Origin of the sequence: Cohnella baijiui, from assembly GCF_020731285.1 — a bacterium.
Lineage (GTDB): Bacteria > Bacillota > Bacilli > Paenibacillales > Paenibacillaceae > Cohnella.
Map to the genome: position 1 here is coordinate 118,451 of NZ_JAJFOW010000008.1, position 25,817 is coordinate 144,267.

Consider the following 25,817-nt stretch of genomic DNA (forward strand, 5'->3'; position numbering starts at 1 on the left):
AAGATATTTATGTCCATGAAATTGCGACAGTCGTAATCCGATTGTATCATTCTCTCTGTCGATATGCAATACAAAGAACCTGAGTACATTGCTCAGGTTCTTTTTGATTCTACGCTTCTGCTCTTCTTGCGCAGCTCAGAACAGTTGTCCGGCCCGCTCCGATCGGGACATGCGCCGGTCGCCGTCTAACGCGACGTTTATCTTCCTGGGCGACAAGCTGACTGCCCTTGTTCTCATATAGGACTGCGATCCCGTACATCGCGTCTCCTTTTTCCCCGGTTTCCGTTACGATCGAACCTTGGTAATTGTCCTTTTGGGAACACCGAAAAGCCGACCCTACTAGCAGGGTCGGCTTTTGTTCAGCGATTTCTTTTGAACCTTACGAGCAATTCAAAATGACGTTACGGACTGTCCGGGCTCGCATCGGCACCGGCATCCGGAGACGAGCCGTCGGCTGCGCCGCTTTCGTCCGCCGTGCCGCTTCCGTCTTCGTCCGCGCTTCCCGATGCGGCGCCGTCCTGCGACGCTCCCGGATCGACCGAATCGTCTCCGCCCGCAGCCGGAGTCGCAGGCGCATCTCCTTGTATGTTATCCGCGCTCGTACCGTCTCCAGCAGGCGTATTTCCGGTATTGCTGGAACATCCGGCAGCGAACAGCAGTAGGACGCTAAGCGCCATTGCGAGCATAATCGAATATTTTCGTTTCATGTGTAGAAACCTCCTTAAGCGATTTGAATAATGTTCTCCCCTTACAGGGTCTCTCTCCTCCCTTCTTAGGTTCCTAAATTACGCATCGAGGCTGAACGTTAGCTTAAACGAACCTTAAAGGAAGCTTAAATGAGAGGATGTTCACGTTTCTCATGAACGGACTGGGTTCGAATAGATTTGCACCAAAAATCCAATTCCTGTAATATTCATGCTAGAGCCCGCATGCGAGAGATCCATTCCGACAGGAAGTTTCCATCATGGAATCGCTCGCTTTGAAAGCGGATTCACGAAATGCCATTCATACTTCATCTCATTCTGGAGGAATCGGGCAATGGAAAAACTGGTTCGTCTGCCAAGAACGACGCCGGAGGCGCAAGGGATTTCGTCCAAAGCTGTCATCGAATTCCTGGACGCCGTCCGGGAGCGACAATTGGAATTGCACAGCTTTATGCTGCTTCGGTTTGGTCAGGTTGCAGCCGAAGGCTGGTGGGCACCGTATCGCCCGGAATACCCGCATATGCTGTTTTCGTTAAGCAAAAGCTTCACGTCGACCGCGATCGGCTTCGCGGTGGCGGAAGGGCTGCTGTCCGTGAACGATCCGGTCATTGGCTTCTTTCCGGAGGATGTCCCCGAGACGATATCCGACAACCTGGCCGCGATGCAGATCCGGCATCTTCTCATGATGGGAACCGGGCATGCCGCCGACGTGACCGACAGCGTGCAAAAAGAAGACAACTGGGTCAAGGGGTTTCTAAGCGAGTCGGTCGAGCATGCCCCGGGCACGCACTTCGCCTATAACAGCGCTGCGACGTATATGCTTGCCGCCATTCTTCAGCGGGTTACCGGCGAGTCTCTGCTTGCCTATTTAAAGCCGCGTCTGTTCGCTCCGCTCGGTCTGTCGGAAGCCACGTGGGAAACGTGTCCGCGCGGGATCGCGACCGGCGGCTGGGGTCTGAATTTGACGACCGAGGATATCGCCAAGTTTGGCCAACTGTATTTGCAGCGCGGGCAATGGGAAGGCGAGCAGATTCTTCCGGCCGCTTGGGTCGAAGAGGCGACGAGCTTTCAGATCGACAACGACGACGGCAGGGCGAACGATTGGACGCAGGGCTACGGCTATCAGTTCTGGCGCTGCCGTCACGGCGCGTACCGAGGCGACGGGGCATTCGGCCAGTATTGCATCGTCATGCCGGAGCAGGAGGCGGTGTTGGCCATCACTTCCGGCGTAGCCGACATGCAGGCCGTGTTGGATATCGTATGGAGCAAGCTGCTGCCGGCCTTTTCAATCGGTAAGTTGGAACAGGACGAGGCAGCCCGGATGGAGCTTGCCGAGCGCCTGGATGACCTTCGGATCGATCCGCCGCAGGATGATCCCTCCTCTCCGAATGAGGCGAAGATGCAAGGCAAGACCTTCCGTATGGATTCCAATGAAATAGATCTCTCGTCGTTTGCGGTACGCTTCGCGGACCAGAGCGCCGAGCTTGTGCTCGGCAACGACCGCCTCGGAGATCAGGTCGTTCAATTGGGTCGCGGCGCGTGGAAATCCGATCGGATTCGCATCGATAGCGTCAAGGGAGGCGTTTCGCAGCGATTGGAAGGCTGCTTTACGTGGAAGGACCGTGATAAGCTCCTCATTCGGCTGATGCTTGTGGAAACGCCTTTCACCTATGATTTTGTGTGCCGGTTGGACGGGGAAGCGCTCGAGCTGCAGTTCTCGGCCAATGTCGCGTGGGAGCCCGGTCAGGTGTTGACGATCCGCGGTCAAGCGGCAGCGCTTGCCTGAGCGGACGGCGAGGCTGCTCAATCTCCATCCATCGTGATTGGCAAACTCCCTGAACGGGAGCGGAACAGGTCCCAGACTTTCCGATAGAACAACGAGGCTGCCGATCGTGATCGGCAGCCTCGTCTTTGTCGCATGGGATTCAAACAACCTCGCTAGGTTTTTCGATAAATGTAAGATCAGTGTCTATATCGGTGTTGCGCCGCCCGGGCCAGAAAGCCCACTTGCCCAAGACCAGCGTAAGGGCCGGCACGAGGAATGGACGCACAACGAACGTATCGAGCAGAATTCCGAGCGAGACGATGACTCCCATTTGCATCATCAACTGAACCGGCATCGTGATCAGAACAGCGAACGTACCCGCAAGAATGAGGCCTGCCGAGGTAATGACGGATCCCGTCTCCCCCACGCCTTCCAAGACCGCTTGTTTGAGCGGCATGCGCTTGCTCTTCTGCCATATGGCAGAGATCACGAAAATGTTGTAATCCTCGCCCAGCGCGATCAAAAATACAAACGAATATAGCGGTACCGTCCCTTGAATCACATCCATGCCCATGAAGTTGTGCAAGACGAGCCACCCTAATCCCAAAGCCGACAAATAAGAGAGCAACACGGTTAAAATAAGATAAGCCGCGGCGACCAAAGAACGTAGATACACGATCAGGAGCGTTGCGATCATGATAATGATCAGCGGCAATATGATGCTCATATCCCGTACGTTTGTTTCTTTCGTGTCATATTGCTCCGCTGTCTCTCCGGAAATCCATACATGGTTCGCAGCGTTCGTGTCGCCTGACTGAATCAGCGCGCCTTCGATCGATTGGCGGAGTTCCGGAATCAAATTCATCGCTTCCATGGAATAAGGATTCAGGTTTAGGCGTACGTCATACGCCATCATTGCAGGGTTCATCTTCCCTGCCTGCGGCTCGGATACTTGCGACACGTATGGAAGCGCGGCCAAAGTCTGTGCAACGTCCCGATCCTTCCCGTCGGTATCTACGATCACTTTAACGGGAGCGAGATCGCCGGGCGTGAACTGCTCGCCGAGGACGGAGAATCCTTCTATGGATGGCATCGTCTTCGGGAACATGGCCAGCTTATCGAACGTGAACTTCACCTGAGTTGAGAATACGGCAAATCCGCCAAGCACGATGCAGGTCAGGATGATAATGAGCAAAGGTCGGCTTACAACAAGAGAACCGATCACATTGCGCGAGCGCTTGTTGGAAGCCGGGGCCGCACGTCCCTTGCGCATGGCTCGTTCGGCCAGCATGTCCGGCGTCCTCGGAATGAACGGCCAGAAGGAAGCGCGCCCCATAATGGCGAGCAAGGCAGGTACAAGCGTCAAACTGGCCAGTCCTATTATGAAGATGGAAATCCCAAACGGCGCGGCGAGCAATCGAAACGAACCGTACTCCGCTGCGAGCATCGTAAGGAGTGAGAGAATAACGGTTAGACCGCTCATCGCGATCGCACCTGAGGATCCGGTAATGGCGCCGCGAAGGGCCTTGCCCTTGTCCGGTTCGGTCTTGAGCAATTGACGGAACCGGTAAATGAGGAACAAGCAATAATCCGTGCCGGCGCCGAACAATAATACCGTCATGATATTGGTTCCTTGCTTTTCCACCGTTATCATGCCGCTGTGCACCATCCAGCCCAAAATCGGACTGATTACGAAGTATGCGATGCCTACGGCAACCAGCGGGAGCATAGCCAGAATCGGCGAGCGGTAAATGAGCAGCAGCAGCACGAGCACAAGTAGTACGGTGCCAAAGAGCAATGTTTTGTCGGCCTGTCCGAATACGCCGGTTGCGTCGATCTGTATGCCGACCGGACCTGTAACTCTTGCGTTCAAGTCCGTCGGGGAATCGATGGCGACGGCGAACGGATCTGAACCGAATAGCGCTGCAGCTTCATCTTTCGCTTGATCTACGCCTTCCTTCCACTCATTCGATTGCGCGCTTTTGCTGAAGAATACCGGCGAGACGATGGTGCTCCCGTTCTCCGACAGTCTCGTTTTCAAATCCTGTAGCGGCATTTGATGCAATGGCGGTACGGATGTCTGATACGGTACCGGATGCGTCGATAATCGTTCGGTAAATTGTTGGATGCGCTGCAGATCGGTGTCGGTAAGTCCTCCCTGGCGGTGCCATACGAACAGCGCGGAGGCATCTTCCGCATTCGGATATTCTCTCGTAACCAATTCGCGAGCTTGCACGGATGGTTTGGTGTCGGCCAAGGGCTGCGCATTATTGACGACTTCATTGCCAATGGACGGCGCCAGCACGTTTAACAGCCATGAGGCGACTAACCAAATCAGCAGCGTAACCCATCTGGTTGTTCGGCCCGCCACCCATTTTTCAATGCCCCATCGAGCTTTCATTCCCGATCCTCCTTTTGAATCGAATCTCTTACGCCTATCCATTTTTCGGAGGCTCGAAGAGTTCGATAGGGTTGCCTGCCGGGTCATCCAGCAAGATCTGCTTGCCGCCAAAACCTGTTACGATTTCGTTGCGGAATCGTAGTCCTTCAATACGCATGGTCTCGACAACGGCGCCTAGGTCATCGACTTCGATTTGAATTCGATTCCAGCCGCCGGGCTCCGGTTTTCGTCCGTCCGGCATCGCTTGGGCGGCTCCGCCCGGCCCATTTTGGGCATTCACAAGAAGATGCAAGTCACCTCGCTGCAAAACGGCAAAGCCGGGTGCAGGATGTGCTTTGACAATGAAGTCCAGATGCTTGGTGTAGAATGCGATTGCCGCATCTACATCGTCGACAATGTATCGTACCCTGATCGGGGACATGGTTTCTCCTCCTTTGTGCAGTTAACTAATAGATTAGGACTGCCTCACCAACCCTGTTGCGCATGGTGATCAAGATTTCATCACAACTTGCTCCGTTGATTCTTGCTGCTTGGCTTCGATGGTGGCATTGGTTTTCCGAGCGTTTGACACGGCTCCCATAAACAACATCAGCGCGATTACCGGATGAAGAGCCGACAAATAACCGATGGAAGACGCCATTTTAGCGCTGACAAACATCAGAATAATCAAGACGATCAAACCTGCGCTAGACAGACGTCGGGACAGTGGCAGCTTGGCAAAGAAGGAAGTAATCAGCATCAGGACCGGGGGAATCATCAGAAATTTGGCAAATCCCGTGTGGCTCGCCCATTGGGCCGAATCCCAAAACAAGGCAAGACCCGCGAAAAACACTTGCAGCACAATGCAAACCGCAAAAAGCCAAGCCAGCAACTTAAAGACGAAACGTGCTTTCAGAACCGTGTTACTCATCTTTGAATCCTCCTCAGTGCTTTTCATCAATCGTTTCCTCCCGAGCTCGTTGTTCTTCCGCCTTCTCTCTTTCCCCGTCAGTGTACAAAATAAATGTCGAGAACTTATGCAGATCTTCCTCTCTTTGCATCGATTTCCTCGTCGACCTATATAAATCGAGCTATAATGGGGTTAATTAAAAATGCGGAAAGGAGCGAGCGAGGAGATGGAGACGAAATTGTTGCTTGTGGAGGATGAACCCGGCATGCTGGAGGAAATGCAGTCATTTCTGCAACGCGAAGGGTTCCGGGTATTGTCCGCCCGAACCGGCATGGAAGCGCTCGCGATTGCCCGCTCGGAACAGCCAGATCTCGTCGTGCTCGATTGGATGCTCCCCGAGAAAAGCGGCATTGAAGTATGCCGTGAATTAAGGCAAACCTCGCAATGCGGAATTATTATGGTTACGGCCAGATCGGACGAATCGGATAAAATCGTAGGCTTAGAGATCGGTGCCGACGATTATTTGACGAAGCCGTTCAGTTTACGCGAGCTCGCTTCTCGGATTAGAGCCGTTCTTCGCCGCTTTCGGGGACCGGATGATCAACCGAAGGTGTTGGAGCGGGATAACCTCTCCATCTTTGAAGCTAAATGCCAGGTGTTCAAGGACGGCCGAGAAATCCAATTGACGCCGACTGAATTCAAAATCCTGTTCACGCTGGCATCTCGACCGGGAATTGTCTTCAGCCGATTGCAGTTGTTAAAGGCGGCTCTTGAAGACGAATACGCGGGCTACGATCGGACGATGGATTCCCATATTCGAAATCTCCGCCGAAAACTGGAAGACGATGCAGTGAACCCCCGTTATATCCAAACGGTTTATGGCTTTGGGTATCGCTTCGGTGAACAGTCATGACCGTCCGCCTGAAAATTTTCATCTTTATGGGGCTGCTTCTGATCATTGGTTTTTCTCACGCCATCACGAATCAGATGTACATGGACTCTCTATTCAATGAATTTCGCAACAAGGAAATCGACGCTTCCTATTTGAACGCCTCGCCCGGGGAGCAAATCGAGATTTTGAAGACGTACGTAACGGGAAGAATGAAGCCGATTGGGATTGGTAACGGCGTCTTTTTCCTCATTCTCGGTCTTCTCTTCAGTTTGTGGATTTCGGGGATGCTGACGCTCCCGCTTCGAAAACTCGTTGCCGCCATCGAACGCGTGGCGCAAGGCGATCGAGATGTGAAAGTTCCGGTGAACACCAATGATGAATACGGCAAGGTGAGCCAAACCTTCAATGAAATGACGCTTCGACTGCGGGAGGCCGAAGACGCCCGCAAACGCTTGGTTGCCGATGTCGCTCACGAGCTCCGTACGCCTCTGGCCATCATGCAACTGAAATTGGAAAATTCGCAACACGCCGGTCAACAGGCTTCTCCGGAAACGCTGCTCCGACTGCATGACGAAGTCATCCGTTTGAACCTGCTGGTCGAGGATCTTCATGTCTTGTCGCTCGCCGAGGCTGGGCGGCTTTCGTTGGATCTGAAACCGCTGGATCTGAATATGCACGTAGAACACATTGTTGAGGATGTGAAATTCGAGGCGGAGGAAAATGGGCTCGAGGTTTGCCTGGTTTCGGCCTCCATGCCGGTCTTGGTGCGGGCCGATGCGAGACGAATCACGCAGGTTTTCTTTAATTTGCTGACCAACGCCATTCGTTACACGCCGAGTGGAGGAACGATCTCCTTGATCATAGAAGACCATGTCGTCGATCAGGGCAAGTCTTATGCATGCGTATCCGTTAAAGACACCGGGATTGGCATACCTGAGGAAGATCTTGCTCATCTCTTCGATCGTTTCTATCGGGTGGAAGAAGCCCGATCCCGGCATTCGGGGGGGACGGGATTGGGCCTTTCCATTGCCCATCACTTCGTCAAAGCTCACGGAGGATTCATTCGTGTTCAAAGCAGGCCGAATGCGGGCACGACCTTTACCGTTTATTTGCCTCTATTTCCGGAGTCTTAGAGAGGAATTCGTCAAGTCAACGATAGATGGAATCGAGCCCCGGACTGTCTATAAGAAGTTGTAAAGCATACGGGTCCCATGGTTTTATACGTTAAGATGACTATCCTGCGGAAGCTCGGAGGGAACGATCAGGCCGCGGACGTCCAGTCCGAGCTCCTCCCTTCTTTTCAAATCCCTTAAGAAATCCGCAAAGCCGACTCGAGGCTGCCAACCGATCACGTCTTTGGCTTCCGACAGGTCATGCTGCTCCACTCGTTCGGGCAGCGCGATCTCGTATTTATCGAGCAAGGCCATGGCCCCGGGCACTTGTCTCTCGCACCATTCGGGTCCCAGGCGGGCAAAGTCGCCGACTACAGGCTCCGGCATCCCATGATCGGTATGCACGATCGTCCGGAAGAGCTTAAACGCTTGCCTGTCCGCTGCAACAAGCGCCTTAACGGTCGCGGAAGCGACGTCCCTGCGGTCGACGCCGTTACGCAGCAGACGGGCGCCGAACTCGAGATAAGGTCGCGGGATGAATTCATGATAGCGAAGCATCGCGATAGACGCCCCTGTCATCTCCTGGTAGGCTCTGCATAGCTCTTCGCCGATCACCTTGCTGACGCCATACACGGAACCCCATCCGCAAGCCATGGACGAGGCGTAAACGATCGACCGGATCCCTTCCTGTCGGCAAGCTTCGAGCACGTTGTAGGTGCCGTCTACGTTGACGGCGAAGATCGTGTCGTCGCTAACCGGCGGTTGATGGGCGCAATGCCAGGCCGCAAGATGAATAACGCCATCCATCCCTTGAACGGCTCGACGCACGTCCGAGACCGTACGCGTATCGCACCGGACGAACTCGGCTTCGACGAACTCCGCCGTCTCCGTCCGCACGACATCCGCCATACGAACGTTATGGCCCGCTTGCAGCAGCGCGCGGCTCACCGCTTGACCGCCATTTCCGAATGCTCCCGTTACTAGAACGTTCATTCTTCCATGCCTCCTTTTCTGTAAAACCAGGATCTGCTGCTATCATAATGGATTTGGAGAGAGACCGGGAGTAGGCACTTTATCGATGGTTTGTTACCTTTTCTTTCATGGAAAGAAACGATTCGTCGAGCTAAAAAGCTCCATTAACGGCATTAGCTCCAAATCGCTTACGGAAACGCTGCGGCATTTAGAGGATCATGAAGTCGTGCGTCGGGAAGTTCTCGCAACCGTCCCCCTACCATTGAATACGAGCTGACGCCTAAGGGCGGCCGAGGAACCATGATTTTCGGGACCACACAGCCGCCGACCGTCGCCAATTTTGATTCATATCCTTCCTCCTTTCTCTCACAGGAAATGTAGAAGAACATATGTAGTTGAAATAATGGACTGCCGCCCCATTCCGACAGCCTCGTCCTCTCTAATGCACCCCGCGTTTCGGTGAGTCGTCTACGTCTCTAAGACCAAAAATAAGGCTTTATCTCTTGGGGTACCCAAGGATAAAGCCTCTGAGAAGTGCAATACCTCAAAGCCATGTCATCTGATTAGATGAAGGCAGTGCTAGCCAGGATGATAACCAGCAGAATGAACAGTACCAGGACAAATGCTGCGGAGCTGCCGCCGCCGTAGCCTGCACAGCTACCTCCTACACCGTATCCCATCGTTTTCTCACTCCTCATGTGGTATTGAGTTACGTCACAATGTATGCGTCTAACCGCCAATGCTCCTGTACAATCGTCCTAATCCGGCAAAAATAGGGACATGTGCGAAGTCGGCATTCGCCATGAGGCGGCGATATTATCCCATCGATTGTGCGACTTTTCCCCGAACCTCGTACGCCAATCGAGAAGCTCGGACAGTCGCATCCCAAATCATGGGATCTACCGCCGATTGACAAATGCACAATGCTTGTTGGGTGGATGGCACCATTTGTCTTAAGGTGGTTTCCGCTTGGTCAATGACGGCTGCGTAACGAGGACCTGCGGCACGCTTCGATTGGCAATGGCTTCAGGAAAGCCTTGCCATAACCGAATGATGGAAAGCATGCAGCCGACTGCCAACGGAAAATGGGAGAATCGACCTTGACCGGTGGCCAAAAGCTCTGCAGCCCCCAAGGGACATTCGCCCATATGTTACTTGGGACTCAAATGCGCTCTGAACCAGTGCAAAATATGATCGAACCGGATCACCCGATGCCAAGGTTTCCCTTCGCGCGAAAGTTCATGCGTTTCCGAAAGGAAACGAACCATGCGGACCTTGCGACGCAAAAACTTCAAAGCGGTATAGAATTGTTCCCCTTGTTCGATGGGAACCCGGAAATCGCGGTCGCTATGAATGAGCAGCATCGGGGTTTGTACCCGGTCGACGAAACTGATCGGAGACCGCCCAAGATAACTCATCGGAAGTTCCCAGGGCGCACCCCCGTATTCCTCCGCATGCAGGAATCCGCTGTCAGAGGTGCCGAAGAAACTGTACAGATTGCTGATTCCCCGCATCGAGACCGCTGCCTTGAATCGATTGGTTTGGGAAACGATCCAATTGGTCATGTAGCCGCCATAGCTTCCGCCTGCCACGCCTAGTCGTCCCGGATCCAACGTGCCCTGCGACAAGGCAGCGTCTACTGCCGCCATGAGATCGGCATAGTCATGATTCCCCCAATCCCCGCGAATCGCACTGGCAAACGCCTCGCCGTAACCCCTGCTGCCCCGCGGATTCGAATAAAGGACAGCGAACCCGTTCGCCGCGAGCAATTGAAATTCAAAGAAGAATACATAGCCGTACATCACAGTCGGGCCCCCGTGAATTTCCAAGATAGCCGGAGGTTTATCTGTCTTTGAAAAGGTTGGAGGGAGAATCCATCCTTCCTCTTCCGGACCGCCGCGCGAACGAAAGGTAAATCGATTCGGCTGCGAGAGCGCAACTTGTCCCAACCATTCGCGATTCACGTTTGTAAGCCGACGTTCGTGAACGGCCTCCCCGGCGATCTCTCCCGCCCAGATATCGTTAGGCAGCGTTGGACTAGTCACAGCCATCGCTATCCATCGCGATCCGGGATGGATATTCAAGTTGTAGATCACCAGCGAACCGAACGTTAATTGGCTCGCACGCCCGTCCGGAACGGAAAAGCGCCACAGATGAACAGCCCCCATCGCGCTGACGTTCATATAAATCGATCTCCCGTCCAGGGACCAATGCGGCGTTACGTCCGGTTGCTCAAACCCGAGGAAATCTTTGATCGCAAAATCGCCTACCGGATATTTGAATCCGGCCGTCAGTTCCCAAGGCTCCCCCCCAGCAGTCGGAACGATCCAAATGCCTTGATTGGTATAATAGCCCGATCTTCGATTGTGACCCGTATAAGCGACAAAGCGCCCGTCCGGCGACCAAGACGGAAGCGTGGCTGGCCCCGCACTTCGGGTTATTCGGTGCGGCTCCCCTCCGGCAGAAGGTACGATCCAAATATCGTTGATCAGCTCCAAGTCCGTCCTCTCCCCAATCCGGTTGCCGGATACCGCGATGTACTGGCCGTTTGGCGACCAGGCCGGCGAAGAGAAGTTGTAATTGCCGAAGGTCAATTGGCGGAACGCGCCTCTCTCCGGACCGGCGACCTGAATCGAGAACAAATGCCAATTTTGATTCACGAGAAATCCTACGCTATCAAGCTTGTATCTGAGTTGGTCGATGACGAGCACATCTTTGGAAAATCGTTCTTGGGGGCTTGGTTCTTGTTCCGCTTCCCATTCGTTGTCGTCCGAACGCAGCCGAACGATACAGGCGATCGCCCTTCCATCGGGACTCCATACCGGACCGCCGGAAAAGTGATGAACGCGGGACAGCTGCTGCGGCTCTCCTCCGGTTCCCGGCATGAGCCACAATTGGCGCGATCCCGATCTGGTGGAAATGAAAGCCAACCATTGTCCGTCGGGCGACCATCGCGGCGCAAAGTTTAACTCCGAATCCGAAGTTAGGGGGCGCGGTTTCTCTTGTCCAGTGGTGGAAACAAGCCAAATGCGGCTATTGTATTGGTTCGTCGTCTGGTCCATGGTCGTCTCTACATAGACAACGCTCGACCCGTCAGGCGAAATTTGCGGATCGCTTACTGCCTTCAAGGCGAAGAGATCTTCCGACTTCAACGGCCTTCCATCTCTCATAAGCGCTCTCATCCTCGTCGTTTTTTTCGATTTTATTCAGCATATCGCGCGCCGAATCATTTCATGCCGCCTTCCGCGTTCTAGTGAACGCGATGCACGAATATATTTTGCAAATATTGTAGGGCTCGCAGGAGGGACGATGGATCTCGTCATTTCCCTGAAAGACGTTTGCTTACGTTTCTCTTCGAGTCGGGATTGGTCGCTTCGAGATATGGCATTCCAAAATGCAGAAAATCAAATTGTCGGGATGACCGTACACGAAGATACGGCGTTCGGCTTATTCCATATCGGCGTTGCCCCGGAACCGATAAGCAAAGCGATGACCTAAAAGCGTTCAGGAACGGGGAGGCGGCAGACATGAAGGAGTATATCCCGAACGGCATGGTTCAAAAGCAATATCGTTGGGAGTGGGTGAATGGTTATCTGTACCAACACCTTCAGCGGATCAATCCGTTTCCCAAACTACATGACGTAATAGCCGGTCTGTTGAACGATCAACAAGCGCAACTGACTATCCTGCAAAAGCTTGCCGCTGCTCAAGAGATCAGCATCCCTTCGGCAACGTTCAAAGTGGAATTGAGAAATAGGCTTGATTGTGTCAAAGAGCTGTATGACCGGGAATATCAATTGCTGCAAGAGTATCTGAGCTACAAAGCGTATTTTATGCCCGTATCGGCTCAGCGCCTTGGGATCGAAAAACTGATCGATCTTCAAATCGATCAAGTTAATACGCTTGTAGAGTTGAAGCAAATCTTCTCCGAAAAGTCGGAGGAAGATCAAAAAGAAAAACATAGCTACGCATTGGAAAAAGGGTATCGCTTAGAACGGGTCGCCGCGGGATTATCCTTTCCCACCGTGATGGCATTCGATTCGAATGGCACGATCTACATCGCGGAAGCGGGCTTCGCTTACGGTACCGAACCGGGAAAAGGCCGCGTATTGCGTCTCGAGAACGACGGTTCGTTAACCGAATATGCCGGCGGTTTCGGCGGCCCCGTAACGGGTATGGCTTGGCATAAGGGTGATCTGTATATCGCTGCAGGTGCACTTGGGGAAGAGCATGGACAGGGTTGCGGTCAAATCATTCGCATTTCGAGAGACGGCATTAGAGAAACGATCGTAAGCGGTCTTCGAACATGCGGAGATCACTATACCGGTGATATCCTGTTCGGTCTGGACGGTAAACTTTATTTCTCGGTTGGGACGGCGACCAATTCTGCCGTCGTCGGTCATGATAATACGCTCATTTTGAAATACCATCCGGCATTTCACGATATGCCGTCCCGCGACATGGTACTGAAAGGCACGAACTTTATTACGCGAAATCCTTCGGCCGAGCAATCGGATGTGGCGGTTACCGGCGCATACAAGCCCTATGGAAAAGCAAGTCATGATGGCGAGATCGTTCGCGGCCAACTGTCGGCCAACGGTGTCGTCTATTGCTGCAATCCGGATGGATCTCAGCTGCAAATCGTCGCCGATGGGTTCCGGAATACGTTCGGATTAAAGTTTTCGCCGTTCAACGGAAAGCTGGTTGTCATCGATCACGGAGCAGACCCGCGAGGAAGCCGTCAAATTCGGTTGGATTGGGATAAAATGTGGGAGGTGACGCCAGGCGGTTGGTATGGATTTCCGGATTTTTTTAGCGGCCTGCCCGCTACCCTTCCCCACTTTCATGTATCGGAGCAAGCAAAACCGACCTTTTTGCTTCGGGATCATCCCCCGCTCGCCTGTCAACCGATGGTACGATTTCAGCCGCACAGCGCTTCGATGAAATTCGATTTCTGTACGAATGCCGACTTCGGTCATGCCGGAGAAATATTCGTCGCTCAATTCGGAGAAACCGGATTCGAGAAAACGGAAGAACTGCCCGGTTTCAAAGTCGTCAGGGTAAAGCCGGATTCGGGGCAAATCTCCAACTTCCTGGTGAACCCTAATGGAGCGTCCGCTGCCGAAGGACCGTTTCGTCCCATAGACGTGAAATTCAGCTCGGACGGGAAAACGCTCTATGTGGTTGATTTAGGGATGATGGGCAGCCCCCGCACAGGAAAGAAGCCTCAACCCCACACGGGCAGCCTGTGGAAAATCGTGCGCACGTAAAGTGGGCTTAGGGTCAAGCACACAAGCATCTCTTAACCATACACTGTGGAAAAGGACGTCACTTCACCCCGTCAAAAGGAGATGCTTATGGATATCCCAATCACAGGTCTTCTCTATGAATCCGATGATCAGGACGGCAATCACTCTCATATGTTGTACATTACTTCTTGGGATGGCAGAGCCGTTCATGCGCATGCGCACGCGTTTGCCGGAATTACTTCTTTCGATGTCGGTCATTCCCATGAATATGCAGGCGTTACCGCGCCGGCGCCGACAGGCGTTCCGCACGTGCATGAATATCAGGCGGAAACGACTTTTAACGACGGACATACGCATTTCATCCGCGGGACCACCGGCGGAGCGGTCGATCTTCCGGGGGGCGGTCATATTCATTATTTTGAAGGTTATACGACGGTTAACGGAAGGCACCCGCATTCTCATGCATACCATGGAAGGACCGGCAATGAACTGTTTTAAATCATCCAATTGAACGGTATACGGGCAGGCCGGATTGAACGGTATGCCTGCATCAGGGGCCGCTTTGGAGCGGCCCCTTTTCGAGTCATACAGATTCTATAAGTTTTCACGTCTTTCCATTTCTGTATGACCGACGATAAAAACGTGTCGCCGTCTAGGAAGACGGCAAAGCCGTTTTTACTTGTCAGTCGTCCATTTCTTTTCCATCGAGGATATGCGGCAAATACTTTTCAACCCTGGACGTTCGAGTTTTGGATTGCTTGGGTGCGGAGAAATATAGAATGTATGCTCTTTGCCGTCCAGGCGTTAAGGCTTCGAAGGCCGATTTCAAGTCAGGGATTTCCATGAATTTGTCTTGCAATTCCTCCGGAATGACGTATTCCTTATCCTTTTTAAAGTTCACTTGCAAACCTGCTTTTTCAACTTCAATGGCTTCATCGATATAGGTTTTGATCATAAGCTGCATCTCTTCAATTTCTTGAACGTTGGTGAACCGAATCTGACGTGCCGCCTGCACATTCTCCGTCTGTTGGATGAGAATCCCATGAGGATCCTTCAACAAGGCGCCTTTGTGGAACAGAAGCGCGCAGTACTCTTTAAATCCATGGATTAAAACGACGTTTTTATTCTGAAACGTGTAACAAGGATGCATCCACTTGAATTCTTCGTTCAACTCGCAGTCCAGAACGATTTCTCTTAACTTCTCGAATTCTCCCTTCCACTTTTTGGACCTGCTAAAATACGGGTCTATCTTGGGGTTTCTATTCTCTATGGTCATCAACGTACACCTCTTCGGATTTGACAATCTTTCAAATGTATCTCATTATAATCGACTTTTTAGAAGCAGAAAATACTTGCCGGCCATTTTCAAATCGAAAAAAGCCTCGGCTATGCCGAGGCTTTACCCGAATCGGATCAAGTTTTCCGAATCACTTTTTGAATAGCTGAGGAAAGTAATCGTTAGCGAACGGCTGGCCGTTGTATGGGCGCGGGCCGAGCAGCCGGATGTTGTCATGCCGCTGCACGCCGGCCCGGTAGCTCGTGCCGCCCGGCATGAGATGGGCGACCACGGACAGACGCGGCTCGCTCGTCCGGTTTGCCCCGGAACCGTGGAACGTAAGTCCGTGATGGAAGCTGGCTTGGCCCGCTTTCAGGATACACGGCTCCTCCACCCAATCGCGTCCCCCCGCATACTTGCTCTTAAGCTCCTCCATATTTGGATTGAAGAAGGTATTGCTGTCGGGAATAAGCCCCCACTTGTGAGAGCCCAGGATCGTCATCATGCCGCCGTTCGTAAGATCCGTATCCTGCAGCGCGATCCAAACCGTGACCATATCGGGATTGTCGGAGCACTGCCAATAGCCGTAATCCTGGTGCCAGCCGACGTTGCCGGACTTCGTTTCTTTGTCGCCGACTCCCGGCTTGTAGATGACCTGATCGTGCCAAAGGCGAATTTCGCTCGCCCCGAGCAAATCGGCGGCGAGCTCCCCGATATGGGGATCGGTCACGACGCTGCGAATCTCGTCGTTGATCCACCACCCGTTATCGAGCTTCCGCAACGCATCCGGGTTCGGATTCGGCCGATATTCGTACATCGTCAAGCCGTCTCCGTCATAATCGCCCGACCAGACGCGTTCGTGCGCTTGTCGAAGCCGCTCGATTTGATCGTCGTCGATCAGCTTCGGCGAAATCCAATAGCCGTCCCGATCGAAAATCTCCTTGTCTTGCTGCGTAATTTTGTATTGACGTTGTGCGTCTACCTTCATTCCTGATGACCTCCTCGGTTAGATTGGTTTCATCATAATCGATCGCCGATACCGTTGACGATCATCCGAGTGCAGAGTAGTATCAGAAACAAATGGTATGAATCCATACATCAAGGTGAGCGGGATGACGGAGAAGCAGCAAATTAGATGGACGTTCGATTGCAATCGAGATGGCATCATCGACGGCGTGTCGGAGCTGCTGGTCGTCGGATTCGACGAACCGCGTACGGCATTGCCGCTGCCTTATCATGAGCATAACGGTTTTGAATTCGTACTGGTCGAGCGCGGCCGCGTCGGCTGGGAGCTGGGCGGAAGCCTTTATGAGACCGGTGCCGGCGACGTGTTCCATACCGCGCCAGGGGAGCTCCATCGCGCCGGCTACAATGCGATCGAGCCGAGCCGCTTCTGGTGGCTCATCGTCACGCCCCCCGAGAAGGACCATTGGCTGCGCCTGCCGCCGAAAGAGATCAAGCAGTTCTCGCGCGCCTTTGCCGCTCTGCCTCGGGTCGTTCATACCGGCCTGGACCCGGTTGTCTCCTTCGGGGAATTGCGCCGTTCGCTGATGTCTGCGACGCTCCTCCAATCGACGATGATTAGAAACGCCCTGCTGGGGCTGCTGCTGCAAATCGTACATCCGAAGCAGCTGGCTGCCGGCATCGCCGACGACCTGCGTCAGCCGCTGTCCGCGCTGATTCAGCGTATCGAAGCGGAGCCGGAGTGGCGCCCCTCCGTCGATGAGATGGCCGCTTGCATCCGGATCAGCCCGTCGCACTTTTTCCGATGCTTTCAGGACTACACCGGGTTCAGTCCGATGGCGTACCTGGAACGCTCGCGCGTGAAGAAAGCGTGCGAGCGGCTCGTAGGCACGGACGATTCGGTCACCGTCATATCGGGCGAATTGGGCTATGCATCCAGCCAGCATTTTGCTACGGCGTTCAAGCGTCTCACCGGCATGACGCCACTGCAGTGGCGCAAATCGCAGGGCGCTACGACCCGGTAAACGCCTTTCTTGCCTATCTTTTGCAAAATGCGGGTGGGCACACGGGACATTTCCACCACATCCGTGATTCCTTTTGCGTTTTTCACCAACGTTAACCTCAAGATGGTGCCTCGCAGTCTTGCGGTATGCCGGGGGAGTTCGGTGGATACGAAATTTCCAAGCGAAGACGCCGCTACCCGATTTCGAATCTGGCCGTCGACATCCTTCACCTTAAACATTCGTATCGGATGCAGCACGTGGGGATGCGCCCCCAGCACTACATTTACGCCATGATGGAACAACAGCTGCATGAACCGGATTTGGTTGCGGTCGGGAGAGGTTCGAAATTCCTTCCCGAAATGCAGGCAAGCGATGATAAAATCCGATTTGCTCTTCATGCTGCGCACGTCCGCTATCACTTTTTTTCGGTTTAGACGGTTGACTGACCACGGCTCCGGTACGGGGATCCCGTTCGTTCCTTTCGTATAAGCCAATATTCCGATTTTGATTCCCTTTACGTTTACGATCAGTTGCCGGCGGGCTTCCCGGGCGGTACGATACGTCCCCGTATGTCGCAGGCCGTGTCGATCGAGGACGTTTAAAGTCCGTTTCAATCCGGACTTTTTCCCGTCCATGCAGTGGTTGTTGGCCGTGCTTAATACATCGAAGCCCAGATTCCGGATCGTGGCCGCGAATTTGTCCGGGGCGCTGAACAACAGTTTTCCGGGTTTCTCGCGAAAATGGCTGCCGGAAAAGGTCGTCTCCAAATTGCCTATCGTTAAATCGGGTTTGCGCAGATAGGGTTTCACTTTGGCGAAAATAGGGGCGAATCCGCCTTCCCGTGCGGCCGAAGCGATCATCTTCTTTTTCATCAACAAATCCCCGACTGCAGCGATGGTGATTTTCGTCAACCCATCCACTCCTTTCACGATACTTTATTCGATCGAAAAGCGGATGGTTTGCAAGTTGGGTCCCCTCGATGCGGTCAGAAGAGTCATAACCACCGGCTTAGCCGGTGGCTTCCATCAGCCCTATAAGGGCATGTTACAAGCAAGCGCCTAAAAGGCGCACTGAAGATCTGCCAACCGCGTGTTGCCACGGGCGAGCCCCTGAAAAGGGGCCTCGTTACCTGCCCTTTTTCGCCGACTCACCCGTAAACGGGTCGATCAGTTCTTTCATCGTTAGTTGTTCATAATTTTTGTCCTCGACCATCTGGTTACGGATATACTCTTCTATTACCTTTTTATTTCGCCCCACTGTATCTACGAAGTATCCTCTACACCAAAATTGTCGGCTCCCATATCGATATTTCATATTGGCGAATTTATCAAAAATCATTAGTGAGCTTTTGCCTTTCAGATAGCCCATAAATTCCGACACGCTCAATTTTGGCGGAATGCTCACCAACATATGGATGTGATCGGGACATGCTTCAGCTTCGATGATTTCAACACCTTTTCGCTCACACAACTCCCGAAGTATCTTTCCGATTTCTCTCTTTAACTTTCCGTATATCACTTGTCTTCGATACTTTGGTGCAAATACGACGTGATATTTGCAGTTCCATTTGGTGTGTGCTAGACTGCTCTTGTCCATTCCCTTGTCCTCCTTGACTGATGTAGCGGTTGGCAGACCGGCTATCATCTTAGCATGGAGTTCAAGGGATTTTTACTCATAGCTATAAGCTTTTGGAACCCCCAGTCGAACTGGGGGTTTTCGTATACAAAAAGCCCAAGCCTGAAACGGCTTGGGCGGTGACTCCTTCGAAACCGGGAACCGGTTATTGCTCGACGACGACATCATATTTCTCGGCGACGGTATGAAAGAGGTAATTCTCGATATTCTCGAAATCCCCAAGCTTGTCGCTGGAGATGACGATCGGCTCCTCCATCCCTCTGACGGAGACCTTGATCCCTTCTACCTCGACCGTCCGCAGCAGTTTTCTTACCGGTTCCTTCACCTTCTCCAACCGGTCGATCTTCATATACTCGATCTTTCTGGGCGACTTTTCCTTCTCCAACATGAGCACCATTTCTGTCGCATCCAAGTTGACATCCACCGCTCTTTGCATAAATGAATGTCCTCCTTTGATTATCCCCATTGAGGGGACAGAATTGACGTGCTTACCCTCTATTAAACACGAGGGCGAAGTTTGAAACAGTTTTATTTTTGGCAATGTGGCGCGTCTTCGGTTATCTTGGAGAAGGAGGGTGATCGCGTGGGACGAACCATTCTTATCGTCGAAGACGACATTCATATCTCGAAAATGATCAAGATGAACTTGAATATCGTGGGCTACGAAACCGAAGAAGCATACGACGGGCTGACCGGACTCGACGCCGTCCGGCAGCGCAAATTCGATCTCGTCCTGCTCGACGCGATGATTCCCGGTCTGGACGGCTTCGCGCTCATGGAGAAGATCCGGCCGCTCGGCATCCCCGTCATCTTCCTCACCGCGAAGAACGCCGTCACCGACAAGGTGAACGGGCTGAAGCTCGGTGCCGACGACTACATGGTCAAGCCGTTCGAAGCGATCGAGCTGCTGGCACGGATCGAGACGGTGCTCCGCCGCTACGGCAAGGAAGAGAACGTCCTCGCCTTTCAGGACGTTCGGGTGTCGCTCGACAAGCGCGAGGCGACGCTATACGGCTCGCCGGTAGATCTGACGCCTAAGGAATTCGATCTGCTCGTCGTGCTGCTGAAGAACAAGAACATCGCCCTCTCGCGCGAGCAGTTCCTCGACAAGGTGTGGGGCGCGGACTATTACGGCGAGACGAGAACGGTGGACATGCATATCAAGTCGCTCCGCAAAAAGCTCAACTGGCAGGAGCAAATCAAGACGATCTACAAGATTGGCTACCGGCTGGAGGATTAACGACATGAAGTTCTGGCAGAAGATCTGTCTATTCTCGATCCTCGCGTTCGTCATCGTCTTCAATGCCGCCTCCATCATGGTCATCGAACGGAATCACAGCAAGCTGCTGCAGCAAGTGATCGACAATACGCTGAGCGAGCACCTGAACATCCTCTCCGGCGTGGACGCGGTCGTGCCTGTGCTCCGGATCTACGACTCCCTGGACTACGAGAAGACGGTGCTCTCCAACATCGCGAGCACCTTCGTCGCGCGGAGCGGCGACGCGGCCAACTATCTGGAGATCGCGAACGCCGCTCAAGGCGTCGTCTACAGCAACCTCGACTTCGCGATGCCGAAGGATCGGGCTGAATTAACCGGGTTAACGACCGACGAGACAAAGTACATTCTACGGGATCTCGGCCATCGGACACTGCTTTTCACGACGAACAAGAAGACCGTGAACGACAAGGACTATGTCTTCACCTATATCAAGGACGTGACCTCCTTGTACGCGGAACGGGTAGATCAGTATCAATTTTTCGTCAAGGTGGATATCGGCGCCTGCCTCCTCTTCGTACTGGCGATGTACTTCATCAGCCGCGGCTTGACCAAGCCCATCGATCATATGGTCGGCACGGCCCGGGTCATCGCCAAGGGCGGCTTCTCCGAACGCGTCGCCCTGAAGTCGAAGGACGAGCTCGGCGTGCTCGCCAGCAACTTTAATGAGATGGCTGCCGTCGTGGAGGGCAAAATCAACGAGCTGGAATGGAACAACAACGAGAAACAGCGGTTCATCAACAACATCGCGCACGAGCTGAAGACGCCGCTGACCTCGATTATCGGCTATTCCAGCTATTTGCGACTGACCAAGTACGACGAGGCAACTTTCCTCGACGGCCTGGAAGTCATCTATTCGGAGGCCAAGCGATTGGAGTCCCTGTCGACCAAGCTCATGGATCTGGTCCTGCTGCGCCGCGACGAGTTCCCGTTGGCGCCGGGCCGACTCGCCGCCGTTCTGGACGAAATGGAGCCCGCCTTGGCGATGAGGGCGAAGGAGAAGCGGATACAGGTCTTGATCACCGCCGAAGACGGCGAGCTCCCGATGGACGAGGACCTGATCAAGATTCTCGTCTTCAATTTGGCGGACAACGCGATCAAGGCTTCGCCCGAAGGTGGACGCATCGAGATTTGCGCCTATCGGGACGGCGCTACTCACGTATTGGAAGTGCGCGATGAAGGCGCCGGCATCGCTCAGGAGCATCTGGAACGGATCTTCGAGCCCTTCTATATGGCGGACAAGTCCAGGACCAGAAGCCGCGAAGGGGCAGGGCTCGGGCTGTCGATCTGCAAGAGCATCGCGGAGATCCACCATGCCGCGCTGAAGGCGGTCAGCACCGAAAACGAGGGGACGACGATCAGAGTCGTATTCGAGGGAGTTCTGCAATCCCGACAGGAGGTGGAAGCGTGACGAAGACTATGCTGAAAATCATGTTGCTCGCCTGCTGCGCTACGCTGACACTTCTATCGGCGGGCTGCGGTGCCTTCTACCAGCCGATCGAGAAGGACACGGTCATGGCGCGCAAGATCAACAAGCAGCAGCCGAATCCGCCCGCCGCTTACGAAGGCATCCTTTCGACGGAGGCGGCCAAAAATGTTAGCGTCAACGCGATGGCGAAGTATCTGGACTTGCATGCGGAGAAAGAGGCGCTCTCGTTCGAGGTGCTGTCCGTCGACGCGCCGTCCATCAATCAAGCGATGGCGAATTTGAACGGCCTGCAAGACGACGCGAGAACAAAGTTCGCGGCTCGCGGCGAGGGGGCGGAATCGCTCATGAAAAGTCCCGTGTACTTCGTTACCATCAACTACAAGGAGCATGACACCGAGCGGATCACCGTGATTCTGCAGGCCGAGACGGGCGAAGTGCTCGGGATCGCCTTGCACGATTCCCAGGCAAGCGTCATTCAGGCGCCGTCCAAGCTGAGCGAGACGCAGATCAAGCAGATCGCCGACGATTATCTGAGAAATATCGGCTATGACATGTCCAAGCTCGAGACGGATGACGTTTACGCCTACTACGGGACGATATCGGGATTTTTTTACCGGGCCAAGGATAGCAAGCACATCGTGGTCAACCTGCTTGTGGATTTGCGGTCGCAGAAGGTCATCAGCTTCATGAAGGACGAAATGGTTGGCTTGCAGTTCTACAATCCATACTTGAAGAAATAAATACGCGAATGACGCGGACGCGCTCCGTCACAATCGGACGCGTATAGGCGCGCGCACGACGAAGTGTCTCGAAGAGGGAGTTCGAGACTCCCGCTTTGGCGTTCGCGCGATAATTCGCCTCGAAGAGGGAGTCCTGGACTCCCTCTTTGGCGTTTGCGCACGTTCGCGCGGCGATGTAGCACCATGTGTCGTGCGGTGCACGATGCTTTGGCCACACACTCGCTCCCCCTCCCCACCTTTTACAACTTCGTTACAACTCGATCGCACTTCCTATATATCCTTATCCTACACTTGAATCTATCAATTCCATTCGATTCGAAGATAAGGAGTCCTAGCCTTGCCTAAACGCATTCATACTTTCATCGGCCTCATGGCCCTCTCCCTCAGTCTATCCGCCTGCACCCCGCTGCTAGAAACCCGGGCCGCCGCGAACATGGCGTCTCCCTCCGCTTCCGGTCAAGCGATTCCCGCTTCTCCGTCCAAGCCGCCCCTATCGTCAGATGATCCTGCGTCCGATCCATCGATTCGCATCCTCGTCAACAAGATGAGGAGCCTCGACGCCGACTATGCGCCCGACGATCTCGTCCGGGTCGACGTTCCGACCGTGCTGAAGAACGAGGAAGTGAACCAGTTGCGAAAGGAAGCGGCCGATGCGCTCAAGGCGCTGTTTGCCGGAGCGGAAATCGCCGGCTTCAAGCTGTACGCTCGCTCGGGGTACCGATCGTACCAGACGCAGACCGCGCTCTTCGCGGGCTACGTAAAAAATCACGGGGAGAAGGAAGCGAACCGCTTCAGCGCCAAGGCTGGCCAGAGCGAGCACCAGACTGGCCTCGCCATGGATATCACGAGCGACAGTGTCTCGCTCCAGCTCTCCGAGGACTTCGACGACACCCAAGAAGGCCAATGGGTGCGCGAGCACGCCCCCGAGTATGGATTTATCATCCGCTATCCGAAGGACAAGGAGGATGTTACGGGTTACATGTATGAGCCTTGGCACCTTCGCTACCTCGGCGCGAAACTCGCGACTGACGTCGCCCGGAGCGGCCTGACCTACGACGAATACGTGGCCAAGACCGAAAATGGAGGGAATCCGGCATGAGCGCGAGAAAGAGAAGTCGAAGCAGCCGACGCGTCGCCATCGTCCTATTCCTGGTCGCCGTCTGTGCCGGATGGGCCGTTTTCGCATGGAACGAGGGTCTGGGAGACGCCTCTCCCGACGCGAAGCATCCGCTCGAGCAGCCTCCTTCCCCCTCGTCTGCCAGCGAGGACTATACGGAGATTACGCTGGCGGCCGCGGGCGACATCATGTTCCACGACACCGAGCTGAAGAGCGGGTACGACAAGACGACCAAGCGTTACGACTTCCGTTCATTCTTCGCCGACGTGAAGCCCATCCTGAGCGCGGCGGACCTCGCGATCGCCAACTTCGAGACGACGACGGGCGGCCTGGAAGCGATGCCCTACATGGGTTATCCGCGCTTCAACTCGCCCGACGAGACGATCGACGCCGTCCGGGACGCCGGGTTCGACGTGTTGACGACCGCGAACAATCACGCCCTGGATACCGGAAGCCAAGGGATTGTCCGCACGCTGGAACAGATTCACAAGCGCGGCATCGACACGGTCGGCACCTACGCCAAACGGCCGGATACGCGCGTGTTGATGAAGGACGTACAAGGCATCAAGCTCGCCTTCCTCTCCTACACCGAGAGTACGAACGGCCTCGAAAACACCCTGACGCCGGAAGAACTCGATACGATGATCAACGTGGTCGACGAGCGCAAGATCAAAGAAGATATCGCGTACGCCAAAGCCCAAAAGGCGGACCTCATCATCGCCGTCATGCACTGGGGCAACGAATACGAGCGCGAACCCGCCGCCAGGCAGCAGAATCTCGCCAAGCAGCTTGTGGGCGAAGGTGTCGATCTCATCCTCGGCAGCCATCCGCACGTCATTCAGAAGTCCGAGCGCTCGTCGGCGGGCGGACACGAGGGCTTCGTCATTTACTCCATGGGGAACTTCATCTCCAATCAGCGGCTTGAGACGCTGGACAATGCGTACACCGAAGACGGCATCATCCTAAACTTCCGCATCCGGAAAAACAAAGCCTCGAACGAAACGACGATCCGGAAGGTCGACTATGTGCCAACCTGGGTGTATAGAGACAAGGAGCAAGGCCAAAGCACGTATGCGTACAAGATTCTGCCGATCACCGACTTCCTTGAGAACGATGAGTTGTCCGCGGCTTATAAGCAGCGAATGCAGCGGTCATACCAGGATACGATGGCGCAAATGGACGGGGGATCCAGCGATGAGCGATAGATGGACACAAGACCCTGCTCACCGCCCCCGCCTTCGGAATCGCTCCCGGATCCGTTCCCGCCGTCTCCTCTTCCTCCTCGCAGCTGTCGCGCTTGTCGCGTTGATTTGGTCTTTCTCCAACCGGGTGCTGCCGACCACGTCGGCCAGCGAGTCCCGGGCCTTGCTGCCGGGGGGCTCGGCGGATCGGCCTGACGGCTCGGCCTTGCCGGCCACAGGAACCGGCCGCTACAAGATCGTCGTGGACGCCGGCCACGGCGGATTCGATCCCGGCGCGGAAGGCGCTAGCGGAGACGAAGAAAAGGACTTCACGCTGAATTTGGCGACGAAGGTGGCCGACCTGCTCCGCCGGGAACCGGAGCTGTTCGAGGTCCACATGACCCGAACGGACGACACGTACATCGAGTTGGAAGACCGCTCCGGCATGGCCAACGCGATCGATGCGGATGCTTTCATCTCCATTCACGGCAACACCTTCGTCGAAGACCCGAAGGTATCCGGAACGGAGAGTTATTATTACGATAGCGGGAGCCAGGCGCTGGCCCAAGCGATCCATGGCCCCCTGCTGGAAGCGCTCGGATTCCGCGACCGGGGCGTCAAGAAGGAAGGATGGAAGGTGCTCACGACCAGCCAAGTACCTGCGACCCTGCTGGAAATCGGCTTCCTGACGAATCCGGCCGAGGAGGCGAAGCTGCTGGAGCCCAAGACGCAGGATCAAGCCGCCCAAGCCATCGTGAACGGGTTAAAGCAATTTCTGCAAACGGCCGGCAAGCCGCAATGAATCGGAAGCGAAACGACACGAAAAATAGAGACGGTCACGTTAATTGGAGATTTCCACGACGGCTCGATAGGTCGCCTCGTCCGGAATCGATTTGATCATGTAGTCGGCCAAATCCGCCCGCGTAATGCCCTGCGCTTTGGTTAGATGTTGATGAATCGCGGTCCGGTACGCCCCCGTCTTCTGTCCGTTCGTCAGCCGCGGAGGGCGAACGACGGTCCAGTCCAGCCCTGAACGCCGCAATTGCGCCTCCATTCGGGCCATGTCGATAACGCCCTTCGCTAAACGCCGGCAAACGGTAACATCACGATCAGATTGCGTATGGAGAACACGCAAGCATCTAATCATGATCAAAACAGAGATATCATGTCCGCCTTGTCCTCTTCCGAATACTAGCCACAAACCCGGCTTCA

At 54.3% G+C, this 25,817-nt stretch carries 26 protein-coding genes; 14 read left to right on the forward strand and 12 right to left on the reverse strand.

The genetic code is table 11. From position 1 onward, the window contains the following. Positions 1-401 precede the first annotated feature (401 nt). Entirely contained in the window at positions 402-707 is a 306-nt protein-coding gene (locus LKX83_RS11180; RefSeq protein WP_227882290.1) for a hypothetical protein, read from the reverse strand. A 331-nt stretch (positions 708-1,038) separates the two neighbouring features. Here LKX83_RS11180 and LKX83_RS11185 point away from each other — a divergent pair, with 331 nt between their 5' ends. Then, complete coding sequence (locus LKX83_RS11185) at positions 1,039-2,490, forward strand: serine hydrolase domain-containing protein (RefSeq protein ID WP_227882291.1); 1,452 nt, start codon at positions 1,039-1,041, stop codon at positions 2,488-2,490. Positions 2,491-2,629: 139 nt separating this feature from the next. Here the strand turns inward: LKX83_RS11185 and LKX83_RS11190 are convergent, their stop codons facing one another. From LKX83_RS11190 to LKX83_RS11200, 3 genes are all read right to left on the reverse strand, one after another. Next, positions 2,630-4,870, reverse strand: coding sequence for an MMPL family transporter (locus LKX83_RS11190; RefSeq protein ID WP_227882292.1), 2,241 nt, complete (start codon positions 4,868-4,870; stop codon positions 2,630-2,632). Between the two features lie 34 nt (positions 4,871-4,904). Then, complete coding sequence (locus LKX83_RS11195) at positions 4,905-5,291, reverse strand: VOC family protein (protein WP_227882293.1); 387 nt, start codon at positions 5,289-5,291, stop codon at positions 4,905-4,907. A gap of 69 nt (positions 5,292-5,360) precedes the next feature. Next, the gene (locus tag LKX83_RS11200; protein ID WP_227882294.1) at positions 5,361-5,780 is read right to left on the reverse strand and encodes a DUF6220 domain-containing protein; all 420 of its coding nucleotides are present in this window, start codon (positions 5,778-5,780) and stop codon (positions 5,361-5,363) included. A gap of 205 nt (positions 5,781-5,985) precedes the next feature. Between LKX83_RS11200 and LKX83_RS11205 the strand changes: the two genes are divergently transcribed. Both LKX83_RS11205 and LKX83_RS11210 read left to right on the forward strand, forming a co-directional pair. After that, positions 5,986-6,672: a response regulator transcription factor gene (locus tag LKX83_RS11205; RefSeq protein WP_227882295.1), complete on the forward strand. Its 687-nt coding sequence runs from the start codon at positions 5,986-5,988 to the stop codon at positions 6,670-6,672. Then, a complete protein-coding gene (locus LKX83_RS11210) occupies positions 6,669-7,784 on the forward strand; it encodes a sensor histidine kinase (protein ID WP_227882296.1) in 1,116 nt (371 codons plus the stop codon). Before LKX83_RS11205 ends, LKX83_RS11210 begins: the two co-directional genes overlap by 4 nt. 84 nt (positions 7,785-7,868) lie before the next feature. On the opposite strand, the gene LKX83_RS11215 is transcribed toward LKX83_RS11210, so the two are convergent. Beyond that, the gene (locus tag LKX83_RS11215; protein WP_227882297.1) at positions 7,869-8,756 is read right to left on the reverse strand and encodes an NAD-dependent epimerase/dehydratase family protein; all 888 of its coding nucleotides are present in this window, start codon (positions 8,754-8,756) and stop codon (positions 7,869-7,871) included. A gap of 85 nt (positions 8,757-8,841) precedes the next feature. On the opposite strand from LKX83_RS11215, the gene LKX83_RS11220 reads away from it, so the two are divergent. Next, positions 8,842-9,012, forward strand: a complete 171-nt coding sequence (locus LKX83_RS11220; RefSeq protein WP_227882298.1) for a winged helix-turn-helix transcriptional regulator — start codon at positions 8,842-8,844, stop codon at positions 9,010-9,012. Between the two features lie 874 nt (positions 9,013-9,886). On the opposite strand, the gene LKX83_RS34305 is transcribed toward LKX83_RS11220, so the two are convergent. Next, entirely contained in the window at positions 9,887-11,446 is a 1,560-nt protein-coding gene (locus LKX83_RS34305) for a S9 family peptidase (protein WP_227882300.1), read from the reverse strand. Between the two features lie 598 nt (positions 11,447-12,044). On the opposite strand from LKX83_RS34305, the gene LKX83_RS11235 reads away from it, so the two are divergent. The 3 genes from LKX83_RS11235 (at position 12,045) to LKX83_RS11245 (ending at position 14,482) form a co-directional block, all read left to right on the forward strand. Beyond that, positions 12,045-12,233: a hypothetical protein gene (locus LKX83_RS11235; RefSeq protein ID WP_227882301.1), complete on the forward strand. Its 189-nt coding sequence runs from the start codon at positions 12,045-12,047 to the stop codon at positions 12,231-12,233. A 29-nt stretch (positions 12,234-12,262) separates the two neighbouring features. Next, entirely contained in the window at positions 12,263-14,005 is a 1,743-nt protein-coding gene (locus tag LKX83_RS11240; protein ID WP_227882302.1) for a PQQ-dependent sugar dehydrogenase, read from the forward strand. 87 nt (positions 14,006-14,092) lie between these two features. Next, positions 14,093-14,482 carry a YmaF family protein gene (locus tag LKX83_RS11245; RefSeq protein ID WP_227882303.1) on the forward strand — a complete coding sequence of 130 codons (390 nt, stop codon included), beginning with the start codon at positions 14,093-14,095 and terminating at the stop codon, positions 14,480-14,482. A 184-nt stretch (positions 14,483-14,666) separates the two neighbouring features. On the opposite strand, the gene LKX83_RS11250 is transcribed toward LKX83_RS11245, so the two are convergent. After that, positions 14,667-15,260 carry a YdeI/OmpD-associated family protein gene (locus LKX83_RS11250; protein ID WP_227882304.1) on the reverse strand — a complete coding sequence of 198 codons (594 nt, stop codon included), beginning with the start codon at positions 15,258-15,260 and terminating at the stop codon, positions 14,667-14,669. A 151-nt stretch (positions 15,261-15,411) separates the two neighbouring features. Next, complete coding sequence (locus LKX83_RS11255; protein WP_227882305.1) at positions 15,412-16,248, reverse strand: phytanoyl-CoA dioxygenase family protein; 837 nt, start codon at positions 16,246-16,248, stop codon at positions 15,412-15,414. Between the two features lie 97 nt (positions 16,249-16,345). On the opposite strand from LKX83_RS11255, the gene LKX83_RS11260 reads away from it, so the two are divergent. Next, a complete protein-coding gene (locus LKX83_RS11260; RefSeq protein WP_227882306.1) occupies positions 16,346-17,248 on the forward strand; it encodes a helix-turn-helix domain-containing protein in 903 nt (300 codons plus the stop codon). Here LKX83_RS11260 and LKX83_RS11265 read toward each other — a convergent pair. From LKX83_RS11265 to LKX83_RS11275, 3 genes are all read right to left on the reverse strand, one after another. Next, complete coding sequence (locus LKX83_RS11265) at positions 17,152-18,138, reverse strand: CapA family protein (RefSeq protein ID WP_227882307.1); 987 nt, start codon at positions 18,136-18,138, stop codon at positions 17,152-17,154. The two genes, LKX83_RS11260 and LKX83_RS11265, sit on opposite strands and share 97 nt — an antisense overlap. Before the next feature lie 214 nt (positions 18,139-18,352). Further along, positions 18,353-18,823: an IS200/IS605 family transposase gene (gene tnpA / locus LKX83_RS11270; protein WP_227882308.1), complete on the reverse strand. Its 471-nt coding sequence runs from the start codon at positions 18,821-18,823 to the stop codon at positions 18,353-18,355. Between the two features lie 184 nt (positions 18,824-19,007). Then, the gene (locus tag LKX83_RS11275; protein WP_227882309.1) at positions 19,008-19,298 is read right to left on the reverse strand and encodes a hypothetical protein; all 291 of its coding nucleotides are present in this window, start codon (positions 19,296-19,298) and stop codon (positions 19,008-19,010) included. Between the two features lie 147 nt (positions 19,299-19,445). On the opposite strand from LKX83_RS11275, the gene LKX83_RS11280 reads away from it, so the two are divergent. The 6 genes from LKX83_RS11280 to LKX83_RS11305 all read left to right on the forward strand — a co-directional run bounded on the left by LKX83_RS11280 (position 19,446) and on the right by LKX83_RS11305 (position 25,407). After that, positions 19,446-20,102, forward strand: coding sequence for a response regulator transcription factor (locus tag LKX83_RS11280; protein ID WP_227882310.1), 657 nt, complete (start codon positions 19,446-19,448; stop codon positions 20,100-20,102). Between the two features lie 4 nt (positions 20,103-20,106). Then, positions 20,107-21,549: a HAMP domain-containing sensor histidine kinase gene (locus LKX83_RS11285; RefSeq protein WP_227882311.1), complete on the forward strand. Its 1,443-nt coding sequence runs from the start codon at positions 20,107-20,109 to the stop codon at positions 21,547-21,549. Further along, on the forward strand, positions 21,546-22,307 hold the full coding sequence (locus LKX83_RS11290; RefSeq protein WP_227882314.1) for a hypothetical protein: 762 nt from the start codon (positions 21,546-21,548) through the stop codon (positions 22,305-22,307). The genes LKX83_RS11285 and LKX83_RS11290 overlap by 4 nt, the downstream gene beginning before the upstream one ends. A gap of 337 nt (positions 22,308-22,644) precedes the next feature. Then, a complete protein-coding gene (locus LKX83_RS11295; protein ID WP_227882316.1) occupies positions 22,645-23,406 on the forward strand; it encodes a M15 family metallopeptidase in 762 nt (253 codons plus the stop codon). Next, positions 23,403-24,629, forward strand: a complete 1,227-nt coding sequence (locus tag LKX83_RS11300) for a CapA family protein (RefSeq protein WP_227882318.1) — start codon at positions 23,403-23,405, stop codon at positions 24,627-24,629. Before LKX83_RS11295 ends, LKX83_RS11300 begins: the two co-directional genes overlap by 4 nt. After that, a complete protein-coding gene (locus LKX83_RS11305; RefSeq protein WP_227882319.1) occupies positions 24,619-25,407 on the forward strand; it encodes an N-acetylmuramoyl-L-alanine amidase family protein in 789 nt (262 codons plus the stop codon). The genes LKX83_RS11300 and LKX83_RS11305 overlap by 11 nt, the downstream gene beginning before the upstream one ends. Before the next feature lie 39 nt (positions 25,408-25,446). Here LKX83_RS11305 and LKX83_RS11310 read toward each other — a convergent pair whose 3' ends face one another. Next, positions 25,447-25,806: an NAD(P)-dependent oxidoreductase gene (locus tag LKX83_RS11310; RefSeq protein ID WP_227882321.1), complete on the reverse strand. Its 360-nt coding sequence runs from the start codon at positions 25,804-25,806 to the stop codon at positions 25,447-25,449. Between the last annotated feature and the right edge of the window lie 11 nt (positions 25,807-25,817).